A 24,712-nucleotide genomic window follows, 5' to 3' on the forward strand; every position below is an offset into this window, starting at 1 on the left:
CCTTGTTCAGGTTCAAGACGTAGCTCAGATGCTCATGCCGCCATCGATCACATGCAGCGCACCGGTGGTATAGGAAGACGCATCGGAGCCGAGATAAAGCACCAGCCGAGCAATTTCCTCGGCGCTGCCGAGGCGGCCCATGGGCTGGCGGGCGACGAACTGGCCGTACACCTGCTCCTCGGCCACGCCCTGCAGCGCCGCCTGTTCGGCGATACGTGCGCGCAGCGAGGGCGACTCCACGGTGCCCGGGCAGATGGCATTGCAGCGAATGCCCTGGGCGATGTAATCGGCGGCCACCGACTTGGTCAGGCCGACCACCGCGGCCTTGCTGGCGGTGTAGGCGCAGCGGTTGGGCACGCCCTTGATGCTCGACGCCACGGAGGCCATGTTGATGATCGAGCCGCCGCCCCGGGCCAACATGCCCGGCAGCGTGGCGCGAATCATCCGGTACATGGCGGTGACGTTGAGCTGCAGCGAGCGCTCCCACGCCGCCTCGTCGCAGTCCAGAATGCTGCCGGCGTGGACGTAGCCGGCGCAGTTGAACAGCACGTCCACCGCACCGACCTGCTCGCTGAGCGCGGCGATGGCCTCGGGCGAGGTGACGTCCAGCTGCAGGGCGGTAAGGCCCGGCTCATCCTGCAATGCGCCGATCGCGATGTCGGTGGCGATCACCTCGGCACCCGCGGCCACGAAGGCCCGGGCGCTGGCCAGGCCGATACCCTGGCCGGCGGCGGTGATCAGCACGCGTTTGCCGTGCAGCTCGTTCATGCTTTCTCCAGGGTCAGGCTGCCGGTGGTCGTGGTGACCGGCGTGCGGCTGGGCGTGCCGAGCATGCTGCGCGGGATGGCCATGATCAGCGCGCCGCTGACGAACAGGCAGGCGGCCAGCACGTAGGTGCCGTTGTTGATGTCGCCGGTCATGGTTTCCGCCATCGCGGTGATCATCGAGCCGGTGAAGCCGGACAGGTTGCCGAACGAGTTGATGATGCCGATGCCGGCCGCCGCGGCGATGCCGGACAGCACGGTGCCGGGCAGCGTCCAGTAGATCGGCATCAGGCTGAGGATGCCGGAGGCCGCCACGCTCAGGAACAGTACCGAGAGCACGATGTTGTGGGCGAAGTAGGCGCTGAGCATCAGCCCGACGCCGCCGATGAAAGCAGGAATCGCGGCATGCAGACGGCGCTCGCCGGTGCGGTTGGAGTGGCGGGCATTGAGCAGCATCGCCACCGCGGCCACGCCGTAGGGAATGGCGGTCAGCAGGCCGATGTGCAGGCTGCTGGTGATACCGGCGCTCTTGATGATCGACGGCATCCAGAACGCCAGGCCGTAGAAGCCGGTGTTGAAAGTCAACAGAATCAGCACCAGCAGCCACACGCGCGGGTTGAGGAAGGCTTCGCTGAGGCGCGAGGCCTTGCCGGTGCTGTCCTGCTGCAGGTTGGCCTTGAGCAGGGCCTTCTCGGCGGTGGACAGCCACTTGGCCTTGTCGATGTTGTCGCACAGGCAGACGATCACCACGACGGCCATGACGATCGACGGCAGGCCTTCGATCAGCAGCATCCACTGCCAGCCGGACAGCCCTTGCACGCCCTGCATGGCGGTCATCAGCCAGCCCGAGAGCATGCCGCCGATAACCAGACTGATCGGCAGCGCCAGCAGGAAGCCGGACATCACGCGGCTCTGCCGGTGGGTCGGGAACCAGTAGTTGAGGTACAGAATCACGCCCGGGAAGAAGCCGGCCTCGCAGATGCCTAGCAGAAAACGAAGGGTGTAAAACATGGTGCTCGACTGGATGCCGAAGAACTGCGCAAGCGGCACGGTGAAGGCCACGGCCATCGACACCAGCGCCCAGGTGAACATGATGCGGGCGATCCAGAAGCGCGCGCCGAGGCGGTGCAGCAACAGGTTGCTCGGCACTTCGAACAGGAAATAGCCCCAGAAGAACATGCTCGCGCCCAGGGCGTAGACGGTGTTGCTGAACTGCAGGTCTTCGAGCATATCCAGCTTGGCGAAGCCGATATTGACCCGGTCGAGATAGGCCGCCATGTAGCACAGCAGCAGGATGGGCAGGATGCGCAAAATGACCTTGCGGTAGGTGCGGTCCTCGAAGGAACTGTCGTGGTCGCGTGCTGGCGCGGCCGATTGCTCGGTACGTGGTTGCATGGTGGTGACCCTTGGGCATGCGCGCATGCCTGATTGTTTTTATTGAAATGGGCTTCGCCGGGCGGCGCCTGGCGACACAGCAGTGATTACAGCGGTGAGGCTCCCTGACGGTGGATGGGCCACCCGGCAGCTTGCCGTGCCGGGCTCGACGGTCGGGTGCGTGCCCGACCGCAGTGGCGATGGCCGGTAATCTATGCCGCGGATCGATTCAATCCCAATGGCATTTGCTGATTAATCGATAACGTTGCGTTATCGAATCAGTCACGCTCGCGCTGTGCATTGGCGAGCAGGATGTCGGCGAATTCCCGGGCCGGGCCCAGCAGCTGATCGCCCTTGCGGGTGAGAATTCCGTAGTCCTGGGGCATCAGGTAGAACGGCGTGTCGAGCTTCTTGAGCAGACCGCTGCCCAGGTGCTCCAGCACCATGGCCTCGGGCAACATGCCGATCATCGGCCCGCCCTGCAGCACCTTGAGGAAGGTCTGCATGGAGATGGTTTCGATGGTGTTGCGCGGCACCTCCACCCGGGCCTTGGCGAACACTTCCTCCATGCGCCCACGGATCGGCGTGCCCTTGGGATAGAGAATCCACGGCCAGGTCACCAGTTGCTCCAGGGTCATGGGCCCGGCCTCGCACAGCGGGTGACGGCTGTTGACCACGATGCAGAACGGCTCCGGCGCCAGCGGCTGGAAGTCATAGCGCTGCTGCTGGCTCTGCTCGGTGAAGCGGCCGATGGCCAGATCCAGGTTGCGCTCCTCCAACATTTCCATCAGGTGGTCACTGGTCTGCTCGACTACTTCGATGGCCAGCAGTGGCCAGCGCTGCTTGATCTGCACGATGGCCTCGGGCAGCGCCACCGCCGTGGCGGCGAAGATGCCGCCGACCTTGAGGTGACCATGGCCGCCGGCGCTGAGGTTGTTGATCTGTTCGACGAAGGTGCGCGCGTCGTTCAGCGCCAAGTGCGCGTAGCGCAGCACCTGGTCGCCCAAAGGTGTGGGCTGCATGCTGCGCGGCAGGCGCTCGAACACGGCGAAGCCGAGCAGGCTCTCGATCTCCTTGAGCATCTTGCTCAGCGCCGGCTGGCTGAGGTTCATCTGCTGCGCCGCCAGGTGCATGTTGCGGGTGCGGCCCAGGGTGTCGAGGAGCGTCAGGTGGCGGAATTTCAGCCAGTTGCAGAAGCTCGAGAACGACAGATCCGACATGGGCAGCTCCAGGCATTCAATAACGGCAGGTTATTGATAATTGAAAATATGCCATTGGAGTTTATCCACATCGCCGCCTAGCGTGCAGCTTTCATGCACCCCGGAATTCATCGCCATGTCGATCCGACTGACCCCTGAAAACACCCTGCCTGCCGACGCTGCCACGGCCACGCTGATCGGCCGCGCCTGGATTCCCGGCGCCGTCGCCGGCCCTTCACCCATCGTGCTGCGCGCCGACGGCGTGTTCGATCTGTCCGCCCGCTTCGCCACCCTCAGCCAGTTGCTGGAACTCGATGATCCGCTGCAGGCGGTGCGCGACACGCCCGGCACCTTCGTCGGCAGCATCGAGGCGCTGCTGGCCAACACCGGCGCCCACGCCGACCCAAGCCAGGCGTATCTGCTGGCGCCCGCCGACCTGCAGGTGATCAAGGCCGCCGGGGTGACCTTCGCCGCCAGCATGATCGAGCGGGTGATCGAGGAAAAAGCCGCTGGCGACGCCGCCAAGGCGCAGAGCGTACGAGCCATCGTGCGTGAGGCCATCGGCGACAACCTGCGCGCCGTGCAGCCCGGCTCGCCCCAGGCGATGCGCCTCAAGGAGCTGCTGATCGAGCAGAACATGTGGTCGCAGTACCTGGAAGTCGGCATCGGCCCGGACGCGGAGATCTTCACCAAGGCGCCGATTCTGGCCGCCGTGGGCAGCGCCAGCGAGATCGGCATCCACCCGATCTCGCAATGGAACAACCCGGAGCCGGAAGTGGTGCTGGCGGTCAACAGCCGTGGGCAAATACACGGTGCGACCCTGGGCAACGACGTCAACCTGCGCGATGTGGAAGGCCGCAGCGCGCTGCTACTCAGTAAGGCCAAGGACAACAACGCCTCCTGCGCCATCGGCCCGTTCATTCGCCTGTTCGACGAACACTTCGACCTCGATACAGTGCGCAACTGCGTGGTCGAGCTGCAGGTTGAAGGCACCGACGGCTACCGGCTCACCGGCTCCAGCTCCATGGACCAGATCAGCCGCGACCCGCAGAACCTGGCTGGCCAGACACTCAATGCCTCGCATCAGTACCCTGACGGCTTCCTGCTGTTTCTCGGCACCCTGTTCGCGCCCACCGAGGACCGCGACCACCCCGGCAGCGGCTTTACCCATAAAATCGGCGACCGCGTGAGCATCAGCAGCCCGCGCCTCGGCGCCCTGCATAACCAGGTAACCACCAGCGACAAGGCCGCCCCCTGGACCTTTGGCATCACCGCGCTGATCAAGAACCTCAGCGCCCGTGGCCTGCTGGACTGATCCTTGTCCTTTAGGGGCACCTCTAAAAACGTTGGCGAGGCAGTCAGCGCAAGGCAAAACAGGCGAAAAAGCGGAGTTTACGTGCTGTAAATGAGCATTTTGAGCCTGTTTTAACGCCGCACTGACAACGCAGGTAGTTTTTAGAGCTGCCCAAGCCGATAGCCCAGCGCCACGCGAATAATTCAAGAACAAGAGAACCGAATCATGACCGACCCCAAACGCCCGCTGCGCAGCCAGCAGTGGTTCGATGATCCCGACCACGCCGACATGACCGCCCTCTACGTCGAGCGCTACATGAACTACGGGCTGACCCGCGACGAGCTGCAGTCGGGCCGGCCGATCATCGGCATCGCCCAGACCGGCAGCGACCTGACGCCCTGCAACCGCCATCACCTGGAGCTGGCCCAGCGGGTCAAGGCCGGCATCCGCGATGCCGGCGGCATTCCCATGGAATTCCCGGTGCACCCGATCGCCGAGCAGAGCCGTCGCCCCACCGCCGCCCTGGATCGCAACCTGGCCTACCTGGGCCTGGTGGAAATCCTCCACGGCTACCCGCTCGACGGCGTGGTGCTGACCACCGGCTGCGACAAGACCACGCCGGCCTGCCTGATGGCGGCGGCCACCACCGACCTGCCGGCCATCGTGCTGTCCGGTGGGCCGATGCTCGACGGCCACCACAAGGGCGAGCTGATCGGCTCGGGCACCGTGCTCTGGCACGCGCGCAAATTGATGGCCGCGGGCGAGATCGACTACGAAGGCTTCATGGAAATGACCACCGCCGCCTCGCCGTCGGTGGGCCACTGCAACACCATGGGCACGGCGCTTTCGATGAACGCCCTGGCCGAAGCGCTGGGCATGTCGCTGACCGGCTGCGCCAGCATCCCCGCGCCCTACCGCGAGCGCGGGCAGATGGCCTACGCCACCGGCCGGCGTATCTGCGAGTTGGTCATGCAGGACGTACGACCCTCGCAGATCATGACCCGCGAAGCCTTCGAGAACGCCATCGCCGTGGCCTCGGCCCTCGGCGCCTCGAGCAACTGCCCGCCGCACCTGATCGCCATCGCCCGGCACATGGGCATCGAAATGAGCCTGGAAGACTGGCAGCGCATCGGCGAGAGCGTGCCGCTGCTGGTCAACTGCATGCCGGCCGGTAAGTACTTGGGTGAAGGCTTCCATCACGCCGGCGGCGTGCCGGCGGTGATGCACGAGCTGCAGAAGGCCGGGCGCGTGCACGAGGGCTGTATGACGGTCAGCGGCCGGCGTATCGGCGAGATCGTTGCCGACAAGGTGACCGGCAACCGCGACGTGATCCTGCCCTACGACGAGCCGCTCAAGCACAGCGCGGGTTTCATCGTGCTCAGCGGCAACTTCTTCGATAGCGCGATCATGAAGATGTCGGTGGTCGGTGAAGCCTTCCGCAAGACCTACCTGGCCGAGCCCGGCAAGGAGAATTGCTTCGAGGCGCGGGCCATCGTCTTCGAGGGCCCGGAGGACTACCACGCGCGCATCAACGACCCGGCGCTGGACATCGACGAGCGCTGCATTCTGGTGGTGCGCGGTGCCGGGCCGGTGGGTTATCCGGGCAGCGCCGAGGTGGTCAACATGGCCCCACCGGCGGCACTGATCAAACAGGGCGTCACCTCCCTGCCGTGTCTGGGCGATGGCCGGCAGAGCGGCACCTCGGCCAGCCCGTCGATCCTCAACATGTCGCCGGAAGCGGCGGTCGGCGGCGGCCTGGCGCTGCTGCAGACCAACGACGTATTGCGAGTCGACCTCAACGCCCGCTCGGTGAACCTGCTGATCGACGACGAGGAGATGCAGCGGCGCCGCGCCGCCTGGAAGCCCAGCTACCCGGCCTCGCAAACACCCTGGCAGGAGCTGTACCGCCAGCTGGTCGGCCAGCTCTCCACCGGCGGCTGCCTGGAGCCGGCCACCCTGCACATGCGCATCATCGCGCGCAGCGGCGGCATGCCAAGGCACTCGCACTAAGAACCTATTCACGATCTGCTGCGCGTCGGCCCTACTGCGTTAAAAACAGGCTCGGAATGCTCATTTACAGCTCGTAAACTCCGCTTCCTCGCCTGTTTTTGCCTTGTATGGCTCTAGCTCGCTAGATCGTGAACAGGTTCTTAAGGAGCCTGTCGACCGGCATGAAAAAAGGGGCGTACCTGCGAAGGTGCGCCCCTTTTTTTGATCACCGCTTTGCGGTCAGAGGGCGAGCTTCTTCGCTGCGCGCCTGTGAACCAGCACACCCAGCGCCACAACAACGGCCGCGGCCGCGCCGGTGGAGATGACCAGCACCTGGTATTCCTCGACGAACGCCATGGTCACCAGGGAGCCGATGATGAACAGGATCACCAGGTAGGTCAGCCAGGGGAACAGCCACATTTTCAGGCGAATGTCCTTGCCTTCGGCTTCCAGCTTGCGGCGCATCTTCAGTTGCGAGAAAGCGATCACCAGATACACCAGCAGGGCGATCATGCCGGTGGTGTTCATCAGGGTGTCGAGCACGTCCTTGGGGCGCAGGGTTTCGCTGAAGTTGATCAGCGCCACGAAAATGGCCACCGAGCAGGAGGCGATGATCGCGAACACCGGCACGCCGGTCCCGGTACGGGTGATCTTCAGGAAGCGCGGCGCGTCGCCACGGGTGGACAGCGAGAACAGCATGCGCGAGGCGGTGTAGTGCGCCGAGATCATGCAGCTGCTCACCGAGGTCAGCACCACGAAGTTCATCACCAGCTCGGCGTAGGGAATGCCCAGCAGTTCCAGGGTGCGGCGGTAGGAGCCGTAGCCGGACTGCGCCATCAGCGGGTCGTTCCAGGGCACCAGGCAGACGATCAGGAAGATCGAGCCGATGTAGAACAGGCACACACGCCAGACTACCGAGTTGGTGGCCTTGACGATCTGGTTGGCCGGGTCCTTCGCCTCCGAGGCGGCGATGGTGACGATCTCGGCGCCGAGGAAAGCGAACATCACACCAAGAATGGCCACCACCACGGACTCAATGCCGTTTGGCATGAAGCCCTGGGCCGTCAGGTTGCTGAAGCCGCGCGTCTCGCCGGTCGGCCACAGGCTGAGCACTGCCAGGGTGCAGACCGCCAGGAAACAGATGATCGCCACCACCTTGATCAGCGCGAACCAGAACTCGAACTCGCCGTAATTCTTGACGTTGAAGAAGTTGATGCTGATCAGCACCAGGGTGGCGGCCAGCACGAAGACGTTGACGCTGATCTCCGGAAACCAGCCATTGAGGATGGTGCCCGCCACGTAGGCTTCCCAGGCCATGAGGATGACCCAGAACCACCAGTACAGCCAGCCGATGGTGAAGCCGGCCCAGCGGCCGATGGCGCGCTCGGCATAGGTGGAGAACGAGCCAGTGTCCGGCGACGAGGTGGCCATTTCACCCAGCATGCGCATGATCAGCACGACCAGAATGCCGCCCGCCAGGTAGGCCAGTACCGCGGCCGGCCCGGCGCTGTGGATCACGCTGCCGGAACCGACGAACAACGCCCCGCCGATCACGCCGGCGATGGACATCATGGTGAGGTGCCGGGGCTTCAATGACGCACTGAGCTTGCTCTCAGGCTCCTGCTTTGCCTGTTCGGCGGATACTGCATCCATAGAAGGACTACCTCTTATTGATTTTGCTGGAAACAGTTGAAGCCAGGCCGCTGCGCATACCGCCAGGCGGCGCGCCAGCAGGCTTCGCTGCGTGATCGCATTCCATGTGAGCGTTTCCGGATCCGGCGAACCGGTCTCGGGCAACAGTTCCTTGCCGAAATCCATCCGGTTGAAGCAGAGAAAGCTCCGTCAAAAACCCTGACTGCCGAGCCATTTACCGCCGCAGTGCTGCCTGAAAAAACGCCGGCGCACCGATTTGAATGTTCGTTTTACTCCACAACTCGCTCGAAACCAGGCCCTTCTTCAGTTCGGCTTTAGCCGCTGAAACCAGCGCCACTAACAGGTGGAAATCCCAGTAGAGACAGCCACCAACGGCATTAAATCCACCGTCACACAGGCGAATGAAACCCGTTCGTTAAATTCAACGGGGCCGGATGGTAACGGAAAATTTACATTTGGGAATACTCTGCTCGTGCGACGAACAGATGGGTGGCATCGTGAACATTGGCCTGCCGATGCCAAAGCACGGCTGAGTTGCAAGGGTGGATGACGCTTCATCCACTGCCTGGAGCTGGCAGCGGGAGATACGGACAGAGCAGTAGGATGGGTCGGGCCGCGCAGGTGAAACCCATCCTACGAGGCCCGCCTTATTCGAGGTGTTGAGCCAACAAGGTAGGAATGACCGGCGACCTGCCTTTGTGGGAGCGCGCCATGCGCGCGAATCGCGGGCATAAACTAGGCGTCCCCGCCCGCTCACACAATCCGCCCACCGCCTGCCCATGGGTTCCCACGCTCCGCGTGGGAACCCATGGGCAGGACGCTCTGCGTCCCTAAATCGATTTCTGAGGCCAAAAATCGTGGCGCGGAGCGCCACAAGCTGAATACCCGCGCGGAGCGTGGGAACTATTCGAAACGCCTTCGCGATCAAGAACAATCACCCTACTGCAACCTGGCCTTTGCGGCGCCAGCACCTACGCGCTTGGCCGGTGCAGCCTTCTTGCGCGGGGCACCCTTGCGCTTGCCCTTCCACGCCGGCCTGCCACCCGGCGGCGGGCCGCTGATGGTCAGCTGCAAGCCGCGGCAGCGCTCGATCTGCCTGGCCATCCAGGCCGACTGCTTGGCGACGAACTCGTCCAACGGCATCTCGCCGCTCTGCACCATATCCAGTGCCTGCTCCCAGATCGCCGTGGTGCCGGGGTCGGCGATAGCGCGGGGTACTGCATCGATCAACCCGAAGGCTGCTGAGGTGGCAGCCAGGGTCTTGCCCTGCTTGGTCAGGTAACCGCGATCGAGCAGGCCCTGAATGATGCCGGCGCGGGTGGCTTCGGTGCCGATACCGGTGGTGTCCTTGAGCTTCTGCTTCAGCAGCGGATCCTCGACCAGCCGTGCCACGTTCTTCATGGCCTGGATCAGGTCGCCCTCGGTGAACGGCTTGGGCGGCTGGGTGAATTGATCCTTGAGCGTCACTTCACGCACTGCGCACGTCTGGCCTTCATGCAGTGCTGGCAAAGCCTGAGGCGCAGGCGCCTCACGGCCCTTGCTCGGAGCCAGGGCTTCGGGCAGCGCACGTTTCCAGCCCGGCTCGACGATCTGCTTGCCGACTGCGCGCAGGCTGTGGCCGGCGCAATCGAAATCCGCCTGGGTACGGTCGTATTCGTGGTTGGGCAGGAACTGCGCCAGATAGCGGGCGCGGATCAGCTCATAGACCGCGCGCGGCCGGCCGCTCAGTCGAGCCAGACCACCGGCGCCCAGGGTCGGGATGATGCCGTGGTGGGCGCTGACCTTGGCATCGTTCCAGGCCCGCGAGCGGCGCTGCGCCTGGGTATGGGCCAGCACCTCGCGCAGGCCCGGATCGGCCTGCCCCAGCGCCGCCAGAATGGCCGGCGCCTCGGCATGCTGACTGAGCGGCAGGTAGCCGCAATCGCTGCGCGGATAGGTGATCAGCTTGTCGGTCTCGTAGAGCTTCTGGGCGATGTCCAGGGTTTCCTGGGCGCCTAGGCCGAGCTTCTTCGAGCACACCTGCTGCAGCGTGCCGAGGTCGAACAACAACGGCGGCACTTCACGCATGCGCTCGGTCTTCAACTTTTTCAGCACGGCATGCTCGACGCCCTGCATGGCCTGGGCGGCGCGCTGCGCCGCGTCCTGCTTCAGGCAGCGGCCCTGCTCGTCGCAATCGTCCTGGGGCGCGCGCCATCCGGCGGTGAACGGCGTACCGTTGCCGTCGAGGGTAACGTCGATGGCCCAGAACGGCACCGGCACGAAGTCGGCGATGCTGCGGTCGCGATCGACCACCAGGCGCAGGGTCGGCGTCTGCACGCGACCGACCGGCAGCACGCCCTGATAGCCGGACTTGCGTCCCAGCAAGGTAAACAGGCGGCTCATGTTCATGCCGATCAGCCAGTCAGCCCGCGAGCGACCGAGCGCCGACTGATAGAGGTTGTAGGTGCTGGCGCCCGGTTTGAGCGCGGCCAGGGCCTTGCGGATCGAGGCATCGTCCAGCGCCGACAGCCACAAACGCTGAATCGGCCCGCGGTAGCGGCAGTGCTCGAGCAGCTCGCGGGCGATCATCTCGCCTTCGCGGTCGGCGTCGGTGGCGATCACCAGTTCGCTGGCCTCGCCAAGCAGGCGCTTGATGGCCTTGAACTGGGCGGCGGTCTTGGGCTTGATGCGCATCTTCCACTGCTGCGGCACGATGGGCAGGTCGTCCAGCACCCAGCGCTTGTAGCGCGCATCGTAGGCATCCGGCGGCGCCGTCTCCAGCAAATGGCCGATGCACCAGGTCACCGTCACGCCCTTGCCCAGCCAGCAGCCGTCGCCGCGCCGCGTGGCGCCGAGCACGCTGGCGATGTCTTTGGCTTGGGAGGGCTTTTCGCAGAGAAACAGGCGCATCGGCTAGGGCCAGCAGGAAATGAATAGCGGCAAGAATACTGTATATCCATCCAAATCGCCCACCCGCGCTGATTTGCTCGCGAAAGAGCCCTCTGCTAGTGTCGCGGCGACCGCGAACCCGCCTGAGACCTGCTGACCATGGCCCGCAAGAAAGCCGCGCTCGACTTCGAGCAATCCCTCACCGAACTGCAAACCATTGTCGAGCGCCTGGAAAACGGCGAGCTGTCGCTGGAGGAGTCGCTGAGCGCCTTCGAGCAAGGCATCGGCCTGACCCGCGAATGCCAGGCCGCCCTGACCCAGGCCGAGCAGAAGGTACAGATCCTCCTGGAGCGCGATGGCGCTCTGGAAGCGGCGCCGTTCGAAACGGACGAGCCGCTATGATCGCCGCCTACCAGGCGCGCTGCCAGAAACAGGTCGACGCCGCCCTCGAGCCGCTGTTCACCGCGCCACATGCCGAGCTGGAACGCCTTTATGCCGCCATGCGCTACAGCGTGTTCAACGGTGGCAAGCGCGTGCGCCCGTTGCTCGCCTACGCGGCTTGCGAAGCCCTCGGCGGCGCTCCGGTTCAGGCTGACGGCGCCGCCTGCGCGGTGGAGCTGATCCACGCCTATTCCCTGGTGCATGACGACCTGCCGGCCATGGACGACGACGACCTGCGCCGCGGCCAGCCGACCACCCATATCGCCTTCGACGAAGCCACCGCCATCCTCGCAGGCGACGGTCTGCAGAGCATGGCTTTCGACGTGCTCGCCAACACCCGGCACAACCCGCACAGCGCCGAGATTCGCCTGAGCATGTTCCAGGCCCTGGCGCTCGCCGCTGGCCCGGCCGGCATGGTCGGCGGCCAGGCCATCGACCTCGGCTCGGTCGGCCAGCAATTGCAGCAACCGGCGCTGGAAGTCATGCACCGCCACAAGACCGGCGCGCTGATCGAAGCCGCCGTACGCCTCGGCGCTCTGGCCAGCGGGCGCGCCGACGAACAAGCCCTGGCAGCCCTGAGTACCTACGCCCGCGCCGTCGGCCTGGCCTTCCAGGTGCAGGACGACATTCTCGACGTGGAAAGCGATACCGCCACGCTCGGCAAGACCCAAGGCAAGGACCAGGCGAACGACAAGCCGACCTACCCGGCATTGCTCGGCATGGCGGCCGCCAAGGCCTACGCCCTGGAGCTGCGCGACCAGGCGCTGCAGGCCCTGCAGCCCTTCGACGAGGCCGCCGAGCCGCTGCGCGAGCTGGCGCGGTATATCGTCGAACGGCGTAACTGAAACGCTGTCTATCTGACATCGCTGCTGCGGCAAACGCGCCCAAGTCCTCCCTTGGGCACAGGTGATCGCATCAGGTAGACTGCCCCACTTATTTTCGAATTCTTATAACGACTCGCCTGATGCCGACGACTTTCCACGAGATTCCCCGCGAACGCCCGCTGACGCCGCTGCTCGACCGTGCCAACACGCCGGATGAATTGCGCCGTCTTGGCGAGGCCGAGCTGGAAACCCTGGCGGATGAACTGCGCCAGTACCTGCTTTATACGGTTGGCCAGACCGGCGGGCATTTTGGTGCCGGCCTTGGGGTGATCGAACTGACCGTCGCCCTGCACTACGTCTTCGATACGCCGGACGACCGCCTGGTCTGGGACGTCGGCCACCAGGCCTACCCGCACAAGATTCTCACCGGCCGCCGCGAGCGCATGGGCACCCTGCGCCAGAAGGACGGCATCGCTGCCTTCCCACGCCGCTCGGAGAGCGAGTACGACACCTTTGGCGTCGGTCATTCCAGTACCTCGATCAGCGCCGCACTGGGCATGGCCATCGCCGCCCAGCGCCAGGGCAGCAAGCGCAAATCGGTGGCGGTGATCGGCGACGGCGCCCTGACCGCCGGCATGGCCTTCGAAGCGCTCAACCACGCAGCCGACGTGAAAGCCAACATGCTGGTGGTGCTCAACGACAACGACATGTCGATCTCCAAGAACGTCGGCGGCCTGTCCAACTACCTGGCCAAGATTCTCTCCAGCCGTACCTACGCCAACGTGCGCGAAGGCAGCAAGAAGGTGCTGTCCAAGCTGCCCGGCGCCTGGGAAATCGCCCGCAAGACCGAAGAGCACGCCAAGGGCATGCTGGTCTCCGGCACCATGTTCGAAGAGCTGGGCTGGAACTACATCGGCCCCATCGACGGCCACGACCTGCCGACCCTGCTGGCCACCCTGCGCAACATGCGCGACCTGGAGGGCCTGCAGTTCCTCCACGTGGTCACCAAGAAGGGCAAGGGCTTCGCACCCGCCGAGGTCGACCCGATCGTTTACCACGCCATCACCAAGCTGGAGCCGATCAACGCGCCGGCCAAGGTGAAGGCGCCGTCCGGCCCGAAATACTCCAGCGTATTCGGCCAATGGCTGTGTGAAATGGCCGCCAGCGATGAACGCCTGATGGCCATCACCCCGGCCATGAAGGAAGGCTCCGATCTCGTCGCCTTCAGCGAACGCCACCCGGATCGCTACTTCGACGTGGCCATCGCCGAGCAGCACGCGGTGACGCTGGCGGCGGGCATGGCCTGCGAAGGCGCCAAGCCGGTGGTGGCGATCTACTCGACCTTTCTGCAGCGCGCTTACGACCAGCTGATCCATGACGTCGCCGTACAGAATCTCGATGTGCTGTTCGCCATCGACCGCGCCGGCCTGGTCGGCGAAGACGGCCCGACCCACGCGGGCAGCTTCGACCTCTCCTACCTGCGCTGCATCCCCGGCATGCTGATCATGACGCCGAGCGATGAAAACGAACTGCACCACATGCTCACCACTGGTTACCAGTTCACTGGTCCGGCGGCGGTACGCTACCCCCGCGGCAGCGGCCCGAACGCGCCCATCGACCGCACGCTGACGGCGCTGCCGATCGGCAAGGGCGTGGTGCGTCGCCAGGGCAAGGGCGTCGCCCTGCTGGTGTTCGGTGTGCAACTGAGTGAGGCCCTGCGCGTCGGCGAAAGCCTGGACGCCACGGTGGTCGACATGCGCTTCGTCAAACCCCTCGACGAGGCACTGGTCAGCGAACTGGCCGCCAGCCACGACCTCTTGGTGACCATCGAGGAAAACAGCGTGATGGGCGGCGCCGGCAGCGCGGTCAGTGAATTCCTCGCCGGCCAAGGCCCCCTCAAACCGATGCTGCACCTGGGCCTGCCCGACCACTACGTCGAGCATGCCCGCCCCGACCAGATGCTCGCCGAGTGCGGCCTGGACGAAGCCGGTATCGAGAAGGCCATCCGCGCCCGCCTGAAAGGCTGAAGACACGCAAGCTCCGGACTGACGAACGGCTCACATTTTGCATCAATTTCTCGCCGAAATTGGGCATATGTAGACCATCGTTCGATGGCCGGAGTCTGTATGCAACTGCGTAGCCATAAAATGGATTTTCACGGCCGCGAACGTCGCTGGCTGCCCTGGTTCGGCAAGGCAGGCAAGTTCGCCATGCGCTGGTCCTGCCTGCTCAATGCCGGGCACATGGCCCGGGTGGAGAAAACCTTTGCCGGATTGGCGCAGACCCGTGTCGATCTGCTCCTCAACTGGGCTCAGCAATACTGGCAGGCCCTTGAGGTGCTGGGCTGCGGCCTGACCGCAGCCTGGCCCGCCATCGCCCCCGGCAGCCTGCAACGGGCCCTGGCCCACACGCCCGAAGCCTCCGAACTGTTCGTGGTCGACACCACCGGGCATATCGTCGCCTCCACCCATGCCCCGCGCCAGGGCGCCCGCTACGATGCCCAGGCCCTGGCCGCCGGGCTGCGCGCTCCGTTTCTGTTGGGGCCGTACAGCGACGAGCTGACCCTGCAACTGGGGGCCACCACCTCGAAGTTTCACGACGCCGTCACCCTGATGTTCCATCAGCCGCTGAGCCACGCCGGCCAGGTGGTCGGCTGCCTGTGCGCGCGGATCCCCAACGACGTGATGAGCGATCTGATCCAGCGCGAGGCCGGCCACGTCTACCGCGACTCTGGTGACAACTATCTGTTCATGGTGCAAAGCGCCTACAACCCGGCCATCGCCCAGGGCACCGCGCTGTCGCGCTCGCGCTTCGAGGACGATGCCTTCACCGGCGGCGACAACCTGAAACAGGGCATTGCGACGCCATTCGGCACCGTGAAAGTGCGCAAACACACCGAATTCGAGCTGCGCTTCACCGCTCCAGCCACCGGCGAACTGCATCCGGGCGTGCGGGAAACCATCCGCCATGGCAGCAACCTGTTCGTGCTCTACCCCGGCTACCCGGATTACCGCCACGTCCCTGTAGTGGGCGCCGGCCTGACCCTGCGCATGCCGGGCTCGCCGGACACCTGGGGGCTGATGTGCGAGGGCGACCTGGAAGAGGTCTACCGCCAGCGCAGCCTGAGTTTCTCCCTGGCCAGCCAGTTGCTGGCCGGCCTGGCCCTGCTGGGCGGCCTGCAGTGGTGGCTGACGCAGCAGTTGCCCGAACACGCCGCGCCCCTGACCTTCGCCGCCGCCAGCGGGCTGCTGTTGGCCTTCTGGGCCTTCAGCCTGCGCGCGCGGGCGCGCGCGCTGCAGTCGCTGTCGGACTTCTTTCTGGACACCGCCGAATGCGGCGCGCCGCTGAGTAACCGTCTGGCGCTGGAACGTTTCGCCAGCGACGAGGCTGGCACTCTGGCCGGCTGGGTGAACAGCTTCGTCGACAAGATGGACCACACCATGCAAGGCATCGTCACGGCCGGTAACGCCCTGCAGGACACCTCCACGGGGCTGAGCGGTACCGCCGGTAACGCCAGCCAGTGCGCCGCCCAGGGCCAGGCCGCCGCGGTGTCCACTGCCCGGGCGATGCTCGACGTCAATCACAGCATCGGCGAGGTCGCCCAGCATATTCACGACAGCGAGCACGCCTCCCGCCAGGCCCTGGACCTGACCCGCCAGGGCGCCAGCGCGGTGCAGCACAATGCCGATGACGTGGCCCAGCTGGCCAGCCGCATTGAACAGTCCAGCCAGGCCCTCGAAGCCCTGAGCCGGCAGACCGAGCAAATCCAGCACATCAGCGAAGCCATTCGCGGCATCGCCGACCAGACCAACCTGCTGGCCCTCAATGCCGCCATCGAAGCGGCGCGCGCCGGCGACAGTGGCCGCGGCTTCGCGGTGGTCGCCGATGAAGTGCGCGGCCTGGCCAGACGCACCGCCCAGGCCACCCAGGAGATCGCCACCACCTTGGGCAGCGTTCGCCAGCAGACCCTCGATACCCAAACGGCCATGCACAGCTGCCAGCAAGCCGCGCAAAGCAGCGTGGCGCGCTCGGGCGAAGCCAACGAGGCACTGGAACGTATCGAACAGGAAGTGGCCGGCATGCAGGACCGCCTCGGCCAGATCAGCGCGGCAATGAAGCTGCAGTTGAGCCAGGTGCAGGCGGTCAACGGCCAGGCTCAGGCGATCACCGGGGCCGCCGAGCGCAGCAGCCAGAGCGCCGGCGAAACCCTGCAGGCCGCGCAATCACTGGCCCAACTGGTACTCGATCTGCACAAGACCGCCAGCCGCCTGAGCCGTCAGGAAAAGCCCGGCGGCAACAGCACATCCCCCCTCGGACAACCAACAGCGTTCAAACTCAACGTAATTGCGCACTAACACTTCCGAAGATCGCTATGGCTCGTAGCCTGGCGTTGAGCGCAGCGATACCCAGGTCGATTCCCCGGGTATCGCTCTGCTCAACCCAGGCTACAACCAGCCACTGCAGGCCTACACCCAGCCCTGGGCCTTGAACTCGCTCTTCACGTAGGCGTAGTAGACCGGCGCGGCGACCAGCCCGGCGATGCCGAAGGCCGCCTCGAATACCAGCATCACCAGCAGCAGCTCCCAGGCCCGCGCCTTGATCTGCCCACCGACGATGCGCGCGTTGAGGAAGTATTCGACCTTGTGGATGAAGATCAGATAAGCCAGCGCCCCAAGCGCGACCCAGATCGACAGCGACAGGCCGACCACGAAGATCGCGGTATTGGAGATCAGGTTGCCGACCACCGGCAGCAGGCCGGCCAGGAAGGTGATCAGAATCAGCGTCTTGGTCAGCGGCAGGTGCACGCCGAACAGTGGCAGCACGCCGATCAGGAAGATCGCGGTAAAGGTGGTGTTGAGCAGGGATATCTTGATCTGCGCGAAGACGATGTTGCGAAACGCCTCGACGAAGCGCTGCACGCGGGTCAGCAAGGCGCCAGCCAGGGGCTTGAGCTGATCCGGCTCCGGTACGTTCTGCAGGGCGATCACCGCGCCGAGGATCATGCCGATCAGAATGGTCACGAACATATGCACAGCGCCCTTGCCGAGCAGCTGCAGTTCGCTGATATGCCCGCGCAGCCAGTCGTGCAGCGCCACGCGGATATCGTCGACATTGGCCGGCAGGTAGGCCACCAGCGCCTCGGGCAACTGCTCGCGGGCGCGGTCGACCACGCCGAGCAGCTTGCCCATCATCCGCCCCGGGTTGTTGAGCTCGTGCATCAGCAGGGAAAAGCCGCCGGCGAAGATCAGGCCAAGCACGGCGATCACCAGCACGCTGAGCACCCCCACTGCCAGCACACGCCCCTTATGGCCGGCCAGCAGGCGCTGCATCGGCCGCGCCAGGCGGTTGACCAGCTCGAACACCAAGAGGCCTGCCAACAGGCTGGGCAGCAATTTCAGGGGGAAGACCAGCAGGAGCGCGGCGCCAACGATCAGGGCGCTGGCCGGGGAAAACCAGGGGGATACGGGGGCTTTCATAACGTCTGCAATGAACCGGAAGGCGTTCAATCTGCCAGTTGCTGGCGCGCTTTACCAGCGTCATCGCACAACCTGAGCGCAAGCCCTGACGGCGATCAATGGGCTGGCGGCAGCACTTGGTCAGTCGGCGCACTGGCCGGGAAAGTCAGAGCTGCCTGGGAATGCGGTAGAGGTAGAGCACCACGATGCTGACCAACGCCAGCAGGATCTGCGGCACCGCTTCAAGCCCGGCGAATACCGCCAGAGCGGCGATCCAGGCCGGCAATCCGGCACCGAGCAAGGCAGGACGCCGGCGCTCGGCCAGAGTCAGCCAGGCGGCGGGCTCGTCGGCGGTATTCAGGGCTTTCGCGGTAGCGAACAGGGCGCGCTTGTAGGCGCTGAATAGCGGCAGGCTGACGAACAGCGAGGCTAGCCCGGCGATGAACAGCGGCATGGCCAGCACGCCGGCTTGGCGCCCGGCACCGAACAGCAGGTTGATCACAAACAACGGCGCCAGGGTCAGTACCAGTTGCCGCCACCAGAGCAGGGCCAACCGGCGCTTGACCGCGGCGCGGGTCAAGGCCGCTCGACCTCGCCCTGATGCAGCTTGCCGAGCATGTGCCCGAGCTTGCCGGCCTTGGTGGCCAGGTACTTGCTGTTGTGCGGGTTATGGCCCAACTGCAGCGGCACGCGGTTGGCCACCGGAATGCCCATGTCGCCGAGCGCCTTGACCTTGCGCGGGTTGTTGGTCATCAGCTTGAGCGAGCTGATGCCCAGGTGCTTGAGCATCGGCAGGCAGATGGCGTAGTCGCGCATGTCAGCGCCGAAGCCCAGGCGCTCGTTGGCTTCGACGGTATCGGCGCCGCCATCCTGCAGCTCGTAGGCGCGGATCTTGTTGAGCAGACCGATGCCGCGACCTTCCTGGCGCAGATAGAGCAGCACGCCGCGGCCTTCCTCGGCGATGGCACGCAGGGCGCCCTCAAGCTGGAAGCCGCAATCACAGCGCAGGCTGAACAGCGCATCACCGGTCAGGCACTCGGAATGCAGGCGCCCCAGCACAGGCTCGCCGTCGGCCACATTGCCGAAGGTCAGCGCGACATGCTCCTTGCCCGTGGCCTCCTCGAGAAAACCATGCATGGTGAACACACCGAACGGCGTCGGCAGTTGGGAGGCGGCGACGAACACGACAGACACCGGATGCTCCTGGTAGCGGAAAGGAATGGGGATTTGCGAGGGGTGATAGTGTAACAGCAGCGTCAAGAGCCGCGTCAGCCGAATTACCGATCAAAAGGATCGAGGGCCGGCTCAGCCTTCGGCGTAGTCACAGTCAATGCTCACCCGGCTGCCGACCGCCACACCAAGGCCGGCGAATTCGCCCCTGGCGACCTCGATGATATAGCGCACCGGCTCATCCGAGCCATGGCGCTGCAGGCTGAAGGGACGCATGTCGACCAGCTTGCGCACTGTGCCGCCGTTGTCGATAAAGGCCGCCGACAGCGCGACGCGGGTGTCCTTCATCCACAGCTCGCGCAGCCCGTCCTGGGGCCAGGCGAAGAGCATGCCGTCGCCAACGTCATCACGACCGGACAATCCGATGGTGCGCGCATCAGCGGTGCCCGCCAGCGGCAGATCACGAGCATGGCCAGACGGGAAACCAACCCGGCATTCGGGCAGCTGCGCCAGCGCCATGTTCGAGGCAAGGCCCAAGGCGACGGACAAAAGAGCGGAATGCTTCATGCCAATCCAATGCGAGAACAGAGCGCCGATCTTACGTCATTCGTCGCACCGGTGACGCGACAGACGTGCGCAGCGGATGCCCCAGCGCCTGTGCATTTGCCGCTATAATCGCGCATTTTTCCGGGCCGCCCTGGCCCGCTCACGCTTTCAAGCAGGCACGCATCCATGACCACTCAGGCCGCCGAAGTCGCCAAGCGCCGTACCTTCGCGATCATTTCCCACCCCGACGCAGGTAAGACCACCATCACCGAGAAGCTGTTGCTGATGGGCAAGGCGATCGAAGTGGCCGGTACGGTGAAGTCGCGTAAATCCGACCGCCATGCGACATCAGACTGGATGGAAATGGAGAAGCAGCGCGGCATTTCCATCACCACCTCGGTGATGCAGTTCCCCTATCGCGAGCACATGATCAACCTGCTCGACACCCCTGGCCACGAAGACTTTTCGGAAGACACCTACCGCACCCTGACGGCGGTAGACAGCGCGCTGATGGTGCTCGACGGCGGTAAAGGCGTCGAGCCACGTACCATCGCCCTGATGGATGTGTGCCGCCTGCGCGACACGCCCATCGTCAGCTTCGTCAACAAGCTCGACCGCGATATCCGTGACCCCATCGAGCTGCTCGACGAGATCGAGGCGGTGCTGAAGATCAAGGCGGCGCCGATCACCTGGCCGATCGGCTGCTATCGCGACTTCAAGGGCGTGTATCACCTGGCCGGCGACTACATCATCGTCTACACCGCTGGCCACGGCCACGAGCGCACCGAAGCCAAGATCATCGAGAAACTCGACTCCGACGAGGCCCGCGCCCACCTGGGCGACGAGTACGAGCGCTTCGTCGAGCAGCTGGAGCTGGTGCAGGTCGCCTGCCACCCGTTCGACCAGGACGAATTCGACAACGGCCAGCTGACCCCGGTGTTCTTCGGCACCGCACTGGGTAACTTCGGTGTCGACCATGTGCTCGACGCCGTGGTCGACTGGGCGCCGCGCCCGCTGGCCCGTGTGGCCCACGAGCGCCCGGTGGAGCCGACCGAAGAGAAGTTCTCCGGCTTCGTGTTCAAGATTCAGGCGAACATGGACCCCAAGCACCGCGACCGCGTGGCCTTCATGCGCATCTGTTCGGGCAAGTACGAGAAAGGCATGAAGATGCGCCACGTGCGTACCGGCAAGGACGTACGCATCGGCGACGCCCTGACCTTCTTCTCCAGCGAGCGTGAAATGCTCGAGGAAGCCTGGGCCGGCGACATCATCGGCCTGCACAACCACGGTACCATCCAGATCGGCGACACCTTCACCGAAGGTGAAGCGCTGGGTTTCACCGGCATCCCCCACTTCGCCCCGGAATTGTTCCGTCGCGTGCGCCTGAAGGACCCGCTGAAATCCAAGCAACTGCGCCAGGGCCTGCAGCAGCTCGCCGAGGAAGGCGCCACCCAGGTGTTCTTCCCCGAGCGCAGCAACGACATCATCCTCGGCGCCGTCGGTGTGCTGCAGTTCGATGTGGTCGCCAGCCGCCTGAAAGAGGAATACAAGGTCGAGTGCGGCTACGAGCCGATCACCGTGTGGTCGGCGCGCTGGATCGAGTGCGACGACAAGAAGAAGCTCGAGGAATTCTCCAACAAGGCCGTGGAAAACCTCGCCTTCGATGGCGGCGGTCACCTCACCTACCTGGCGCCGACGCGCGTCAACCTGAGCCTGATGGAAGAGCGCTGGCCGGACGTGAAATTCCGAGCGACCCGCGAGCATCACTGATCGCGCTTTTGCATGCTCAATGAAAACGGCCCTCAACGGGCCGTTTTTTATGGGCGCTTCATAGACGGGATCAAGCAGGCTTGCTGCTTATTTATCCTCAGGCAGCGTCCAGGCCGTCACCGAATCGCCGATCTTGGTGCCGAACGAGCCGTGCCCACCGGCCATCTGCACCACGTACTGCCTGCCGGTCTTCTCGGACACATAGGTCATCGGTGTGGCCTGGCCGCCCGCCGGCAAGCGGCCTTTCCACAGCTCCTTGCCGGTCTTCAGATCATAGGCGCGCAGGTAATAATCCAGGGTGCCGCTCATGAAGGCCACACCACCAGCGGTAACGATCGGCCCGCCAAGTGCTGGCGTACCGACCGGGAACGGCAGGCCCAGAGGCGCGCTGTCGCGACTGGTGCCGTTCTTGTGCATCCACACCTTTTTCATGGTGCGCAGATCGACGGCCGTCACATAGCCCCAGGGCGGTGACTGGCATGGCAAACCGAGCACCGATAGGAACGGCTCCAGGCGCACCATGTAAGGCGCTCCCAGGTTGGGCTGCAAACCGGTTTCACCGCCACCGCGACGCTCCTCGGACTCAACCTCGGTGCGCTTGACCATCTGCGAGATGAACGCCAGGTAGTTCGGCGCGCCGAACAGCAACTGGCGATTCGGATCCACAGCCACCGATGGCCAGTTGAACACCCCGACGTTGCCTGGATAGATCAACGAGCCGCCCTGTGACGGCGGTGTGAAATCGCCCTCGTAGCGCAGCTTGCGGAACTGGATACGGCAAAGCATCTGGTCGATCGGGGTACCACCCCACATGTCGCGCTCGCGAAGCGGTTCCTGCGGTGCATACGTCAGGTCCGAGGCAGGCTGGGTAGCGGCGGTAGTGTCACCGTAGTCGGTACCTTGCGGCACCGGCATCTCGTTGACAGGCACGATGGGCTCGCCGGTACGCCGGTCGAGCACATAAAGATCGCCACGCTTGGTCGCCTGGATAATGGCCGGCACCTTGCCCTGGGCGCCGTCGATATCCACCAGAGTCGGCTGCGATGGCAGGTCGCGGTCCCAGAGATCGTGGTGCACGGTCTTGAACTCCCAGCGCACCTTGCCTGTGGCCAGATCCAGCGCAACCAGGGTGGCGGTGAAGCGCTCGGCCAGTTCGTTACGTGGGATCGACCACTGATCCGGGGTCTGGTTACCCATCGGCAAATACACCAGCCCCAGCGCCTCGTCGGCGGTGGGAATCGTCCACACGTTGGGCGTGCTGCGCACATAGGTGTCGCCCGGTGCCAGCGGCTCGGTGGCGTCCGGGTTGCCCGGATCGAAATTCCACACCAGCTCGCCGGTCTTCACGTCATAGGCGCGGATTACACCGCCGGGTGAGTCCACCGAGCCGTTATCGGTGATCGAACCGCCCTGGATCACCAGCTTGCTGGTCACCACGGGCGGCGAGGTCGGTAGAAACACGCCCAGTGCACCCTCACCCAGCCCGGCCTTGAGATCCACCGTGCCGGCATCGCCGAAGTCCTCGCACGGCTGGCCATCCTCCACATCCAGCGCCATCAGGGTGCCGTCGTTGGTCGGCAGGAACAGGCGTTTTTCACAACGTGCGGCGGGCTGGTTGGGCTGCTCGGCTACATCGGCGGTGGCCGCAGCAGCGGTGCCATCGTGATAGGCCAGGCCACGGCAGGTCATATGCTGGTAGTACTCGGCATCGCGATTGATGCTCGGGTCGAACCGCCAGCGCTCTTCGCCCGTGTCCGCATCCAGCGCGATGGCCACGCTGTGGGGCGTGCAGATAAAAAGGGTGTTGCCAACCTTCAGCGGCGTGACCTGATTGGTCAGCTCATGGGGATCGCCCTCCCCCGGCAAATCCCCCGTATGAAACTCCCAGGCTTTCTCCAGCTTGCCGGCATTCTCAGGGGTGATCAGATCAGCGCTCGAGTAACGATCACTCTGCTTCGAACCACCATAAGCCGGCCACTCACTCGGCGAGCGCTGGGCAAGGCCACCAGCCGCCCCACCCTGCATCTGTGCGTCACTGAATTCGCCGTCGATGGAGTGGTAATCCTGGGTCAGCGAATAACCGGCCATCGCCGCACCAGCCAAGAGGCCTAGGCCCAGAACGCCGGTGGCGCCGTCACGCCAGAGGCCGTTACGCCCGACATGCCGATTGACGAACGGCAGGAACAGCCAGAGACCAAGGATGCACCACAGGTCGATTCGCGGTGCCATTTGCCACCAGTCGAAGCGGACTTCGTAGAGGGTCCAGGCGAGTGTGCCTAGAAGGAGCAGGCCGTAGAGGCCAATCGCGATTCGCCGCTGCGCAAACAGCAGGCCTGCAACGATAAGCAGGCCAATGCCTGCCACAAGGTAGTACCAGGAACCGCCCAGCGCCGCGAGATAACCGCCCCCGCCGGCAATAACCAGCCCAAGCAGGAGCATCGCCAGCGCGGTCAGGGTAATGCGTAGGGGCCGACGGCCGTCTTCCATAGTCATGCGGGAACTCTCCACCCAGTTCATTCACAGCCAGCCAAGCAAAGCCTTTTGAAACATCTGTTCAGCAATGGTCAGTGGAAAGGGGGAAGGTTTTTTGGTTCAGGTTTTTTCTGGCGTGGATTGGAAACATTGACTACTGCAGTAGAGTCGAAGTACTCGGTGACTTGTCACTCTTCCTTTGTCCGAGTGACCCGCCATACAACATAGAGCAAAAATCATAGGGCGTATTAGCCCAAGGCATAATCGGCAAAAAAATACCTCATCGCCAATTGAATAGAGAGTAAAACTTCCCGCATGAGGTGAGGCGTTCAGCTACAGCAAAAGAAGCAGAAGATCCTGCAATAAAACACGGACTGCGCCTTACCAATCCTGCCTAAAATCCAAATTTAATCCACAATATCGCTATCAGCAATCAACTGGCCGATAGCGATCCTTCCACCCGGCCGCTAAAGAACCATTAATAGAACAGCGCCAAACACCGTCTATGCTGCGAACAGTGGATATGGAAACGCCTACTAAAGATGGATTCGCAGCACCTCCCATCATTAAAGAAAGACTGACAGTGCCATCAGGATTATATATCACGAAACTGGTCGAGGGCTCTGCTAATCGTGGCTGCGCGAACCCTATTTCGTCGTTACTGACGGCCCTTTTACCAGCTGCCATTCTCTCTTCGACTACTGTTCTGTAGCTTGCCACCTCAGTATAAAGAACCCGAACCTGAGTCGCATTGCCATAATCTTGATACACAGGAATCGCAATAGCAGCCAGCACTCCCACAATGGAAACCACGACTATAAATTCCACTATCGTGAAGCCTTTCATCAAGGCACGCCACTGCTTTAAATCATAGCGCATTAGACTATTCACT

Annotated in this window: 18 protein-coding genes; 7 read left to right on the top strand and 11 right to left on the bottom strand. The window is 64.1% G+C overall.

The window, feature by feature from the left end; all coding sequences use genetic code 11:
• Positions 1-24 precede the first annotated feature (24 nt).
• The 3 genes from BM279_RS00200 to BM279_RS00210 form a co-directional block, all read right to left on the bottom strand.
• Positions 25-768, bottom strand: a complete 744-nt coding sequence (locus tag BM279_RS00200) for an SDR family oxidoreductase (RefSeq protein WP_093499857.1) — start codon at positions 766-768, stop codon at positions 25-27.
• Positions 765-2,159: an MFS transporter gene (locus tag BM279_RS00205; protein WP_093499858.1), complete on the bottom strand. Its 1,395-nt coding sequence runs from the start codon at positions 2,157-2,159 to the stop codon at positions 765-767. The genes BM279_RS00200 and BM279_RS00205 overlap by 4 nt, the downstream gene beginning before the upstream one ends.
• Before the next feature lie 257 nt (positions 2,160-2,416).
• Positions 2,417-3,358: a LysR family transcriptional regulator gene (locus tag BM279_RS00210; protein WP_093499860.1), complete on the bottom strand. Its 942-nt coding sequence runs from the start codon at positions 3,356-3,358 to the stop codon at positions 2,417-2,419.
• A 115-nt stretch (positions 3,359-3,473) separates the two neighbouring features.
• Between BM279_RS00210 and BM279_RS00215 the strand changes: the two genes are divergently transcribed.
• On the top strand, positions 3,474-4,652 hold the full coding sequence (locus BM279_RS00215; RefSeq protein WP_093499862.1) for a fumarylacetoacetate hydrolase family protein: 1,179 nt from the start codon (positions 3,474-3,476) through the stop codon (positions 4,650-4,652).
• A 204-nt stretch (positions 4,653-4,856) separates the two neighbouring features.
• Positions 4,857-6,641 carry an IlvD/Edd family dehydratase gene (locus BM279_RS00220; protein WP_093499864.1) on the top strand — a complete coding sequence of 595 codons (1,785 nt, stop codon included), beginning with the start codon at positions 4,857-4,859 and terminating at the stop codon, positions 6,639-6,641.
• Positions 6,642-6,860: 219 nt separating this feature from the next.
• Here BM279_RS00220 and BM279_RS00225 read toward each other — a convergent pair whose 3' ends face one another.
• Both BM279_RS00225 and BM279_RS00230 read right to left on the bottom strand, forming a co-directional pair.
• On the bottom strand, positions 6,861-8,273 hold the full coding sequence (locus BM279_RS00225; RefSeq protein WP_093499866.1) for an amino acid permease: 1,413 nt from the start codon (positions 8,271-8,273) through the stop codon (positions 6,861-6,863).
• Positions 8,274-9,212: 939 nt separating this feature from the next.
• A complete protein-coding gene (locus BM279_RS00230; RefSeq protein WP_093499868.1) occupies positions 9,213-11,162 on the bottom strand; it encodes a DNA topoisomerase III in 1,950 nt (649 codons plus the stop codon).
• Positions 11,163-11,300: 138 nt separating this feature from the next.
• On the opposite strand from BM279_RS00230, the gene BM279_RS00235 reads away from it, so the two are divergent.
• The 4 genes from BM279_RS00235 (at position 11,301) to BM279_RS00250 (ending at position 16,761) form a co-directional block, all read left to right on the top strand.
• Positions 11,301-11,543, top strand: coding sequence for an exodeoxyribonuclease VII small subunit (locus BM279_RS00235; protein WP_013792851.1), 243 nt, complete (start codon positions 11,301-11,303; stop codon positions 11,541-11,543).
• Positions 11,540-12,427, top strand: a complete 888-nt coding sequence (gene ispA, locus BM279_RS00240) for a (2E,6E)-farnesyl diphosphate synthase (protein WP_093499870.1) — start codon at positions 11,540-11,542, stop codon at positions 12,425-12,427. Before BM279_RS00235 ends, ispA begins: the two co-directional genes overlap by 4 nt.
• A gap of 119 nt (positions 12,428-12,546) precedes the next feature.
• Positions 12,547-14,433, top strand: a complete 1,887-nt coding sequence (gene dxs / locus BM279_RS00245; RefSeq protein ID WP_093499872.1) for a 1-deoxy-D-xylulose-5-phosphate synthase — start codon at positions 12,547-12,549, stop codon at positions 14,431-14,433.
• A 99-nt stretch (positions 14,434-14,532) separates the two neighbouring features.
• Entirely contained in the window at positions 14,533-16,761 is a 2,229-nt protein-coding gene (locus BM279_RS00250; protein ID WP_093499874.1) for a methyl-accepting chemotaxis protein, read from the top strand.
• A 111-nt stretch (positions 16,762-16,872) separates the two neighbouring features.
• Here BM279_RS00250 and BM279_RS00255 read toward each other — a convergent pair whose 3' ends face one another.
• The 4 genes from BM279_RS00255 to BM279_RS00270 all read right to left on the bottom strand — a co-directional run bounded on the left by BM279_RS00255 (position 16,873) and on the right by BM279_RS00270 (position 19,599).
• Positions 16,873-17,883 (bottom strand): AI-2E family transporter, encoded by a 1,011-nt coding sequence (locus tag BM279_RS00255; protein WP_093499876.1) that lies wholly within the window; start codon positions 17,881-17,883, stop codon positions 16,873-16,875.
• 145 nt (positions 17,884-18,028) lie between these two features.
• The gene (locus BM279_RS00260) at positions 18,029-18,442 is read right to left on the bottom strand and encodes an MFS transporter (RefSeq protein ID WP_093499878.1); all 414 of its coding nucleotides are present in this window, start codon (positions 18,440-18,442) and stop codon (positions 18,029-18,031) included.
• Positions 18,439-19,056 carry a GTP cyclohydrolase II gene (gene ribA, locus BM279_RS00265; RefSeq protein WP_027903065.1) on the bottom strand — a complete coding sequence of 206 codons (618 nt, stop codon included), beginning with the start codon at positions 19,054-19,056 and terminating at the stop codon, positions 18,439-18,441. Before ribA ends, BM279_RS00260 begins: the two co-directional genes overlap by 4 nt.
• A gap of 111 nt (positions 19,057-19,167) precedes the next feature.
• The gene (locus tag BM279_RS00270; protein ID WP_093499880.1) at positions 19,168-19,599 is read right to left on the bottom strand and encodes a DUF192 domain-containing protein; all 432 of its coding nucleotides are present in this window, start codon (positions 19,597-19,599) and stop codon (positions 19,168-19,170) included.
• Positions 19,600-19,764: 165 nt separating this feature from the next.
• On the opposite strand from BM279_RS00270, the gene BM279_RS00275 reads away from it, so the two are divergent.
• Positions 19,765-21,348, top strand: a complete 1,584-nt coding sequence (locus BM279_RS00275; RefSeq protein ID WP_093499882.1) for a peptide chain release factor 3 — start codon at positions 19,765-19,767, stop codon at positions 21,346-21,348.
• An 87-nt stretch (positions 21,349-21,435) separates the two neighbouring features.
• On the opposite strand, the gene BM279_RS00280 is transcribed toward BM279_RS00275, so the two are convergent.
• Both BM279_RS00280 and BM279_RS23620 read right to left on the bottom strand, forming a co-directional pair.
• The gene (locus BM279_RS00280) at positions 21,436-23,841 is read right to left on the bottom strand and encodes a membrane-bound PQQ-dependent dehydrogenase, glucose/quinate/shikimate family (RefSeq protein WP_093499884.1); all 2,406 of its coding nucleotides are present in this window, start codon (positions 23,839-23,841) and stop codon (positions 21,436-21,438) included.
• A gap of 405 nt (positions 23,842-24,246) precedes the next feature.
• Positions 24,247-24,699: a pilin gene (locus BM279_RS23620; RefSeq protein ID WP_093499886.1), complete on the bottom strand. Its 453-nt coding sequence runs from the start codon at positions 24,697-24,699 to the stop codon at positions 24,247-24,249.
• Between the last annotated feature and the right edge of the window lie 13 nt (positions 24,700-24,712).

It is taken from the genome of Phytopseudomonas straminea, from assembly GCF_900112645.1.
Taxonomy (GTDB): domain Bacteria; phylum Pseudomonadota; class Gammaproteobacteria; order Pseudomonadales; family Pseudomonadaceae; genus Aquipseudomonas; species Aquipseudomonas straminea.

Excerpts from the sequence above, each read along its gene's own strand:
- BM279_RS00200 (WP_093499857.1), bottom strand. The coding sequence starts at position 768 with ATGAACGAGCTGCACGGCAAACGCGTGCTGATCACCGCCGCCGGCCAG.
- BM279_RS00205 (WP_093499858.1), bottom strand. The coding sequence starts at position 2,159 with ATGCAACCACGTACCGAGCAATCGGCCGCGCCAGCACGCGACCACGAC.
- BM279_RS00210 (WP_093499860.1), bottom strand. The coding sequence starts at position 3,358 with ATGTCGGATCTGTCGTTCTCGAGCTTCTGCAACTGGCTGAAATTCCGC.
- BM279_RS00215 (WP_093499862.1), top strand. The coding sequence starts at position 3,474 with ATGTCGATCCGACTGACCCCTGAAAACACCCTGCCTGCCGACGCTGCC.
- BM279_RS00220 (WP_093499864.1), top strand. The coding sequence starts at position 4,857 with ATGACCGACCCCAAACGCCCGCTGCGCAGCCAGCAGTGGTTCGATGAT.
- BM279_RS00225 (WP_093499866.1), bottom strand. The coding sequence starts at position 8,273 with ATGGATGCAGTATCCGCCGAACAGGCAAAGCAGGAGCCTGAGAGCAAG.
- BM279_RS00230 (WP_093499868.1), bottom strand. The coding sequence starts at position 11,162 with ATGCGCCTGTTTCTCTGCGAAAAGCCCTCCCAAGCCAAAGACATCGCC.
- BM279_RS00235 (WP_013792851.1), top strand. The coding sequence starts at position 11,301 with ATGGCCCGCAAGAAAGCCGCGCTCGACTTCGAGCAATCCCTCACCGAA.
- ispA (WP_093499870.1), top strand. The coding sequence starts at position 11,540 with ATGATCGCCGCCTACCAGGCGCGCTGCCAGAAACAGGTCGACGCCGCC.
- dxs (WP_093499872.1), top strand. The coding sequence starts at position 12,547 with ATGCCGACGACTTTCCACGAGATTCCCCGCGAACGCCCGCTGACGCCG.
- BM279_RS00250 (WP_093499874.1), top strand. The coding sequence starts at position 14,533 with ATGCAACTGCGTAGCCATAAAATGGATTTTCACGGCCGCGAACGTCGC.
- BM279_RS00255 (WP_093499876.1), bottom strand. The coding sequence starts at position 17,883 with ATGAAAGCCCCCGTATCCCCCTGGTTTTCCCCGGCCAGCGCCCTGATC.
- BM279_RS00270 (WP_093499880.1), bottom strand. The coding sequence starts at position 19,599 with ATGAAGCATTCCGCTCTTTTGTCCGTCGCCTTGGGCCTTGCCTCGAAC.
- BM279_RS00275 (WP_093499882.1), top strand. The coding sequence starts at position 19,765 with ATGACCACTCAGGCCGCCGAAGTCGCCAAGCGCCGTACCTTCGCGATC.
- BM279_RS00280 (WP_093499884.1), bottom strand. The coding sequence starts at position 23,841 with ATGACTATGGAAGACGGCCGTCGGCCCCTACGCATTACCCTGACCGCG.
- BM279_RS23620 (WP_093499886.1), bottom strand. The coding sequence starts at position 24,699 with ATGCGCTATGATTTAAAGCAGTGGCGTGCCTTGATGAAAGGCTTCACG.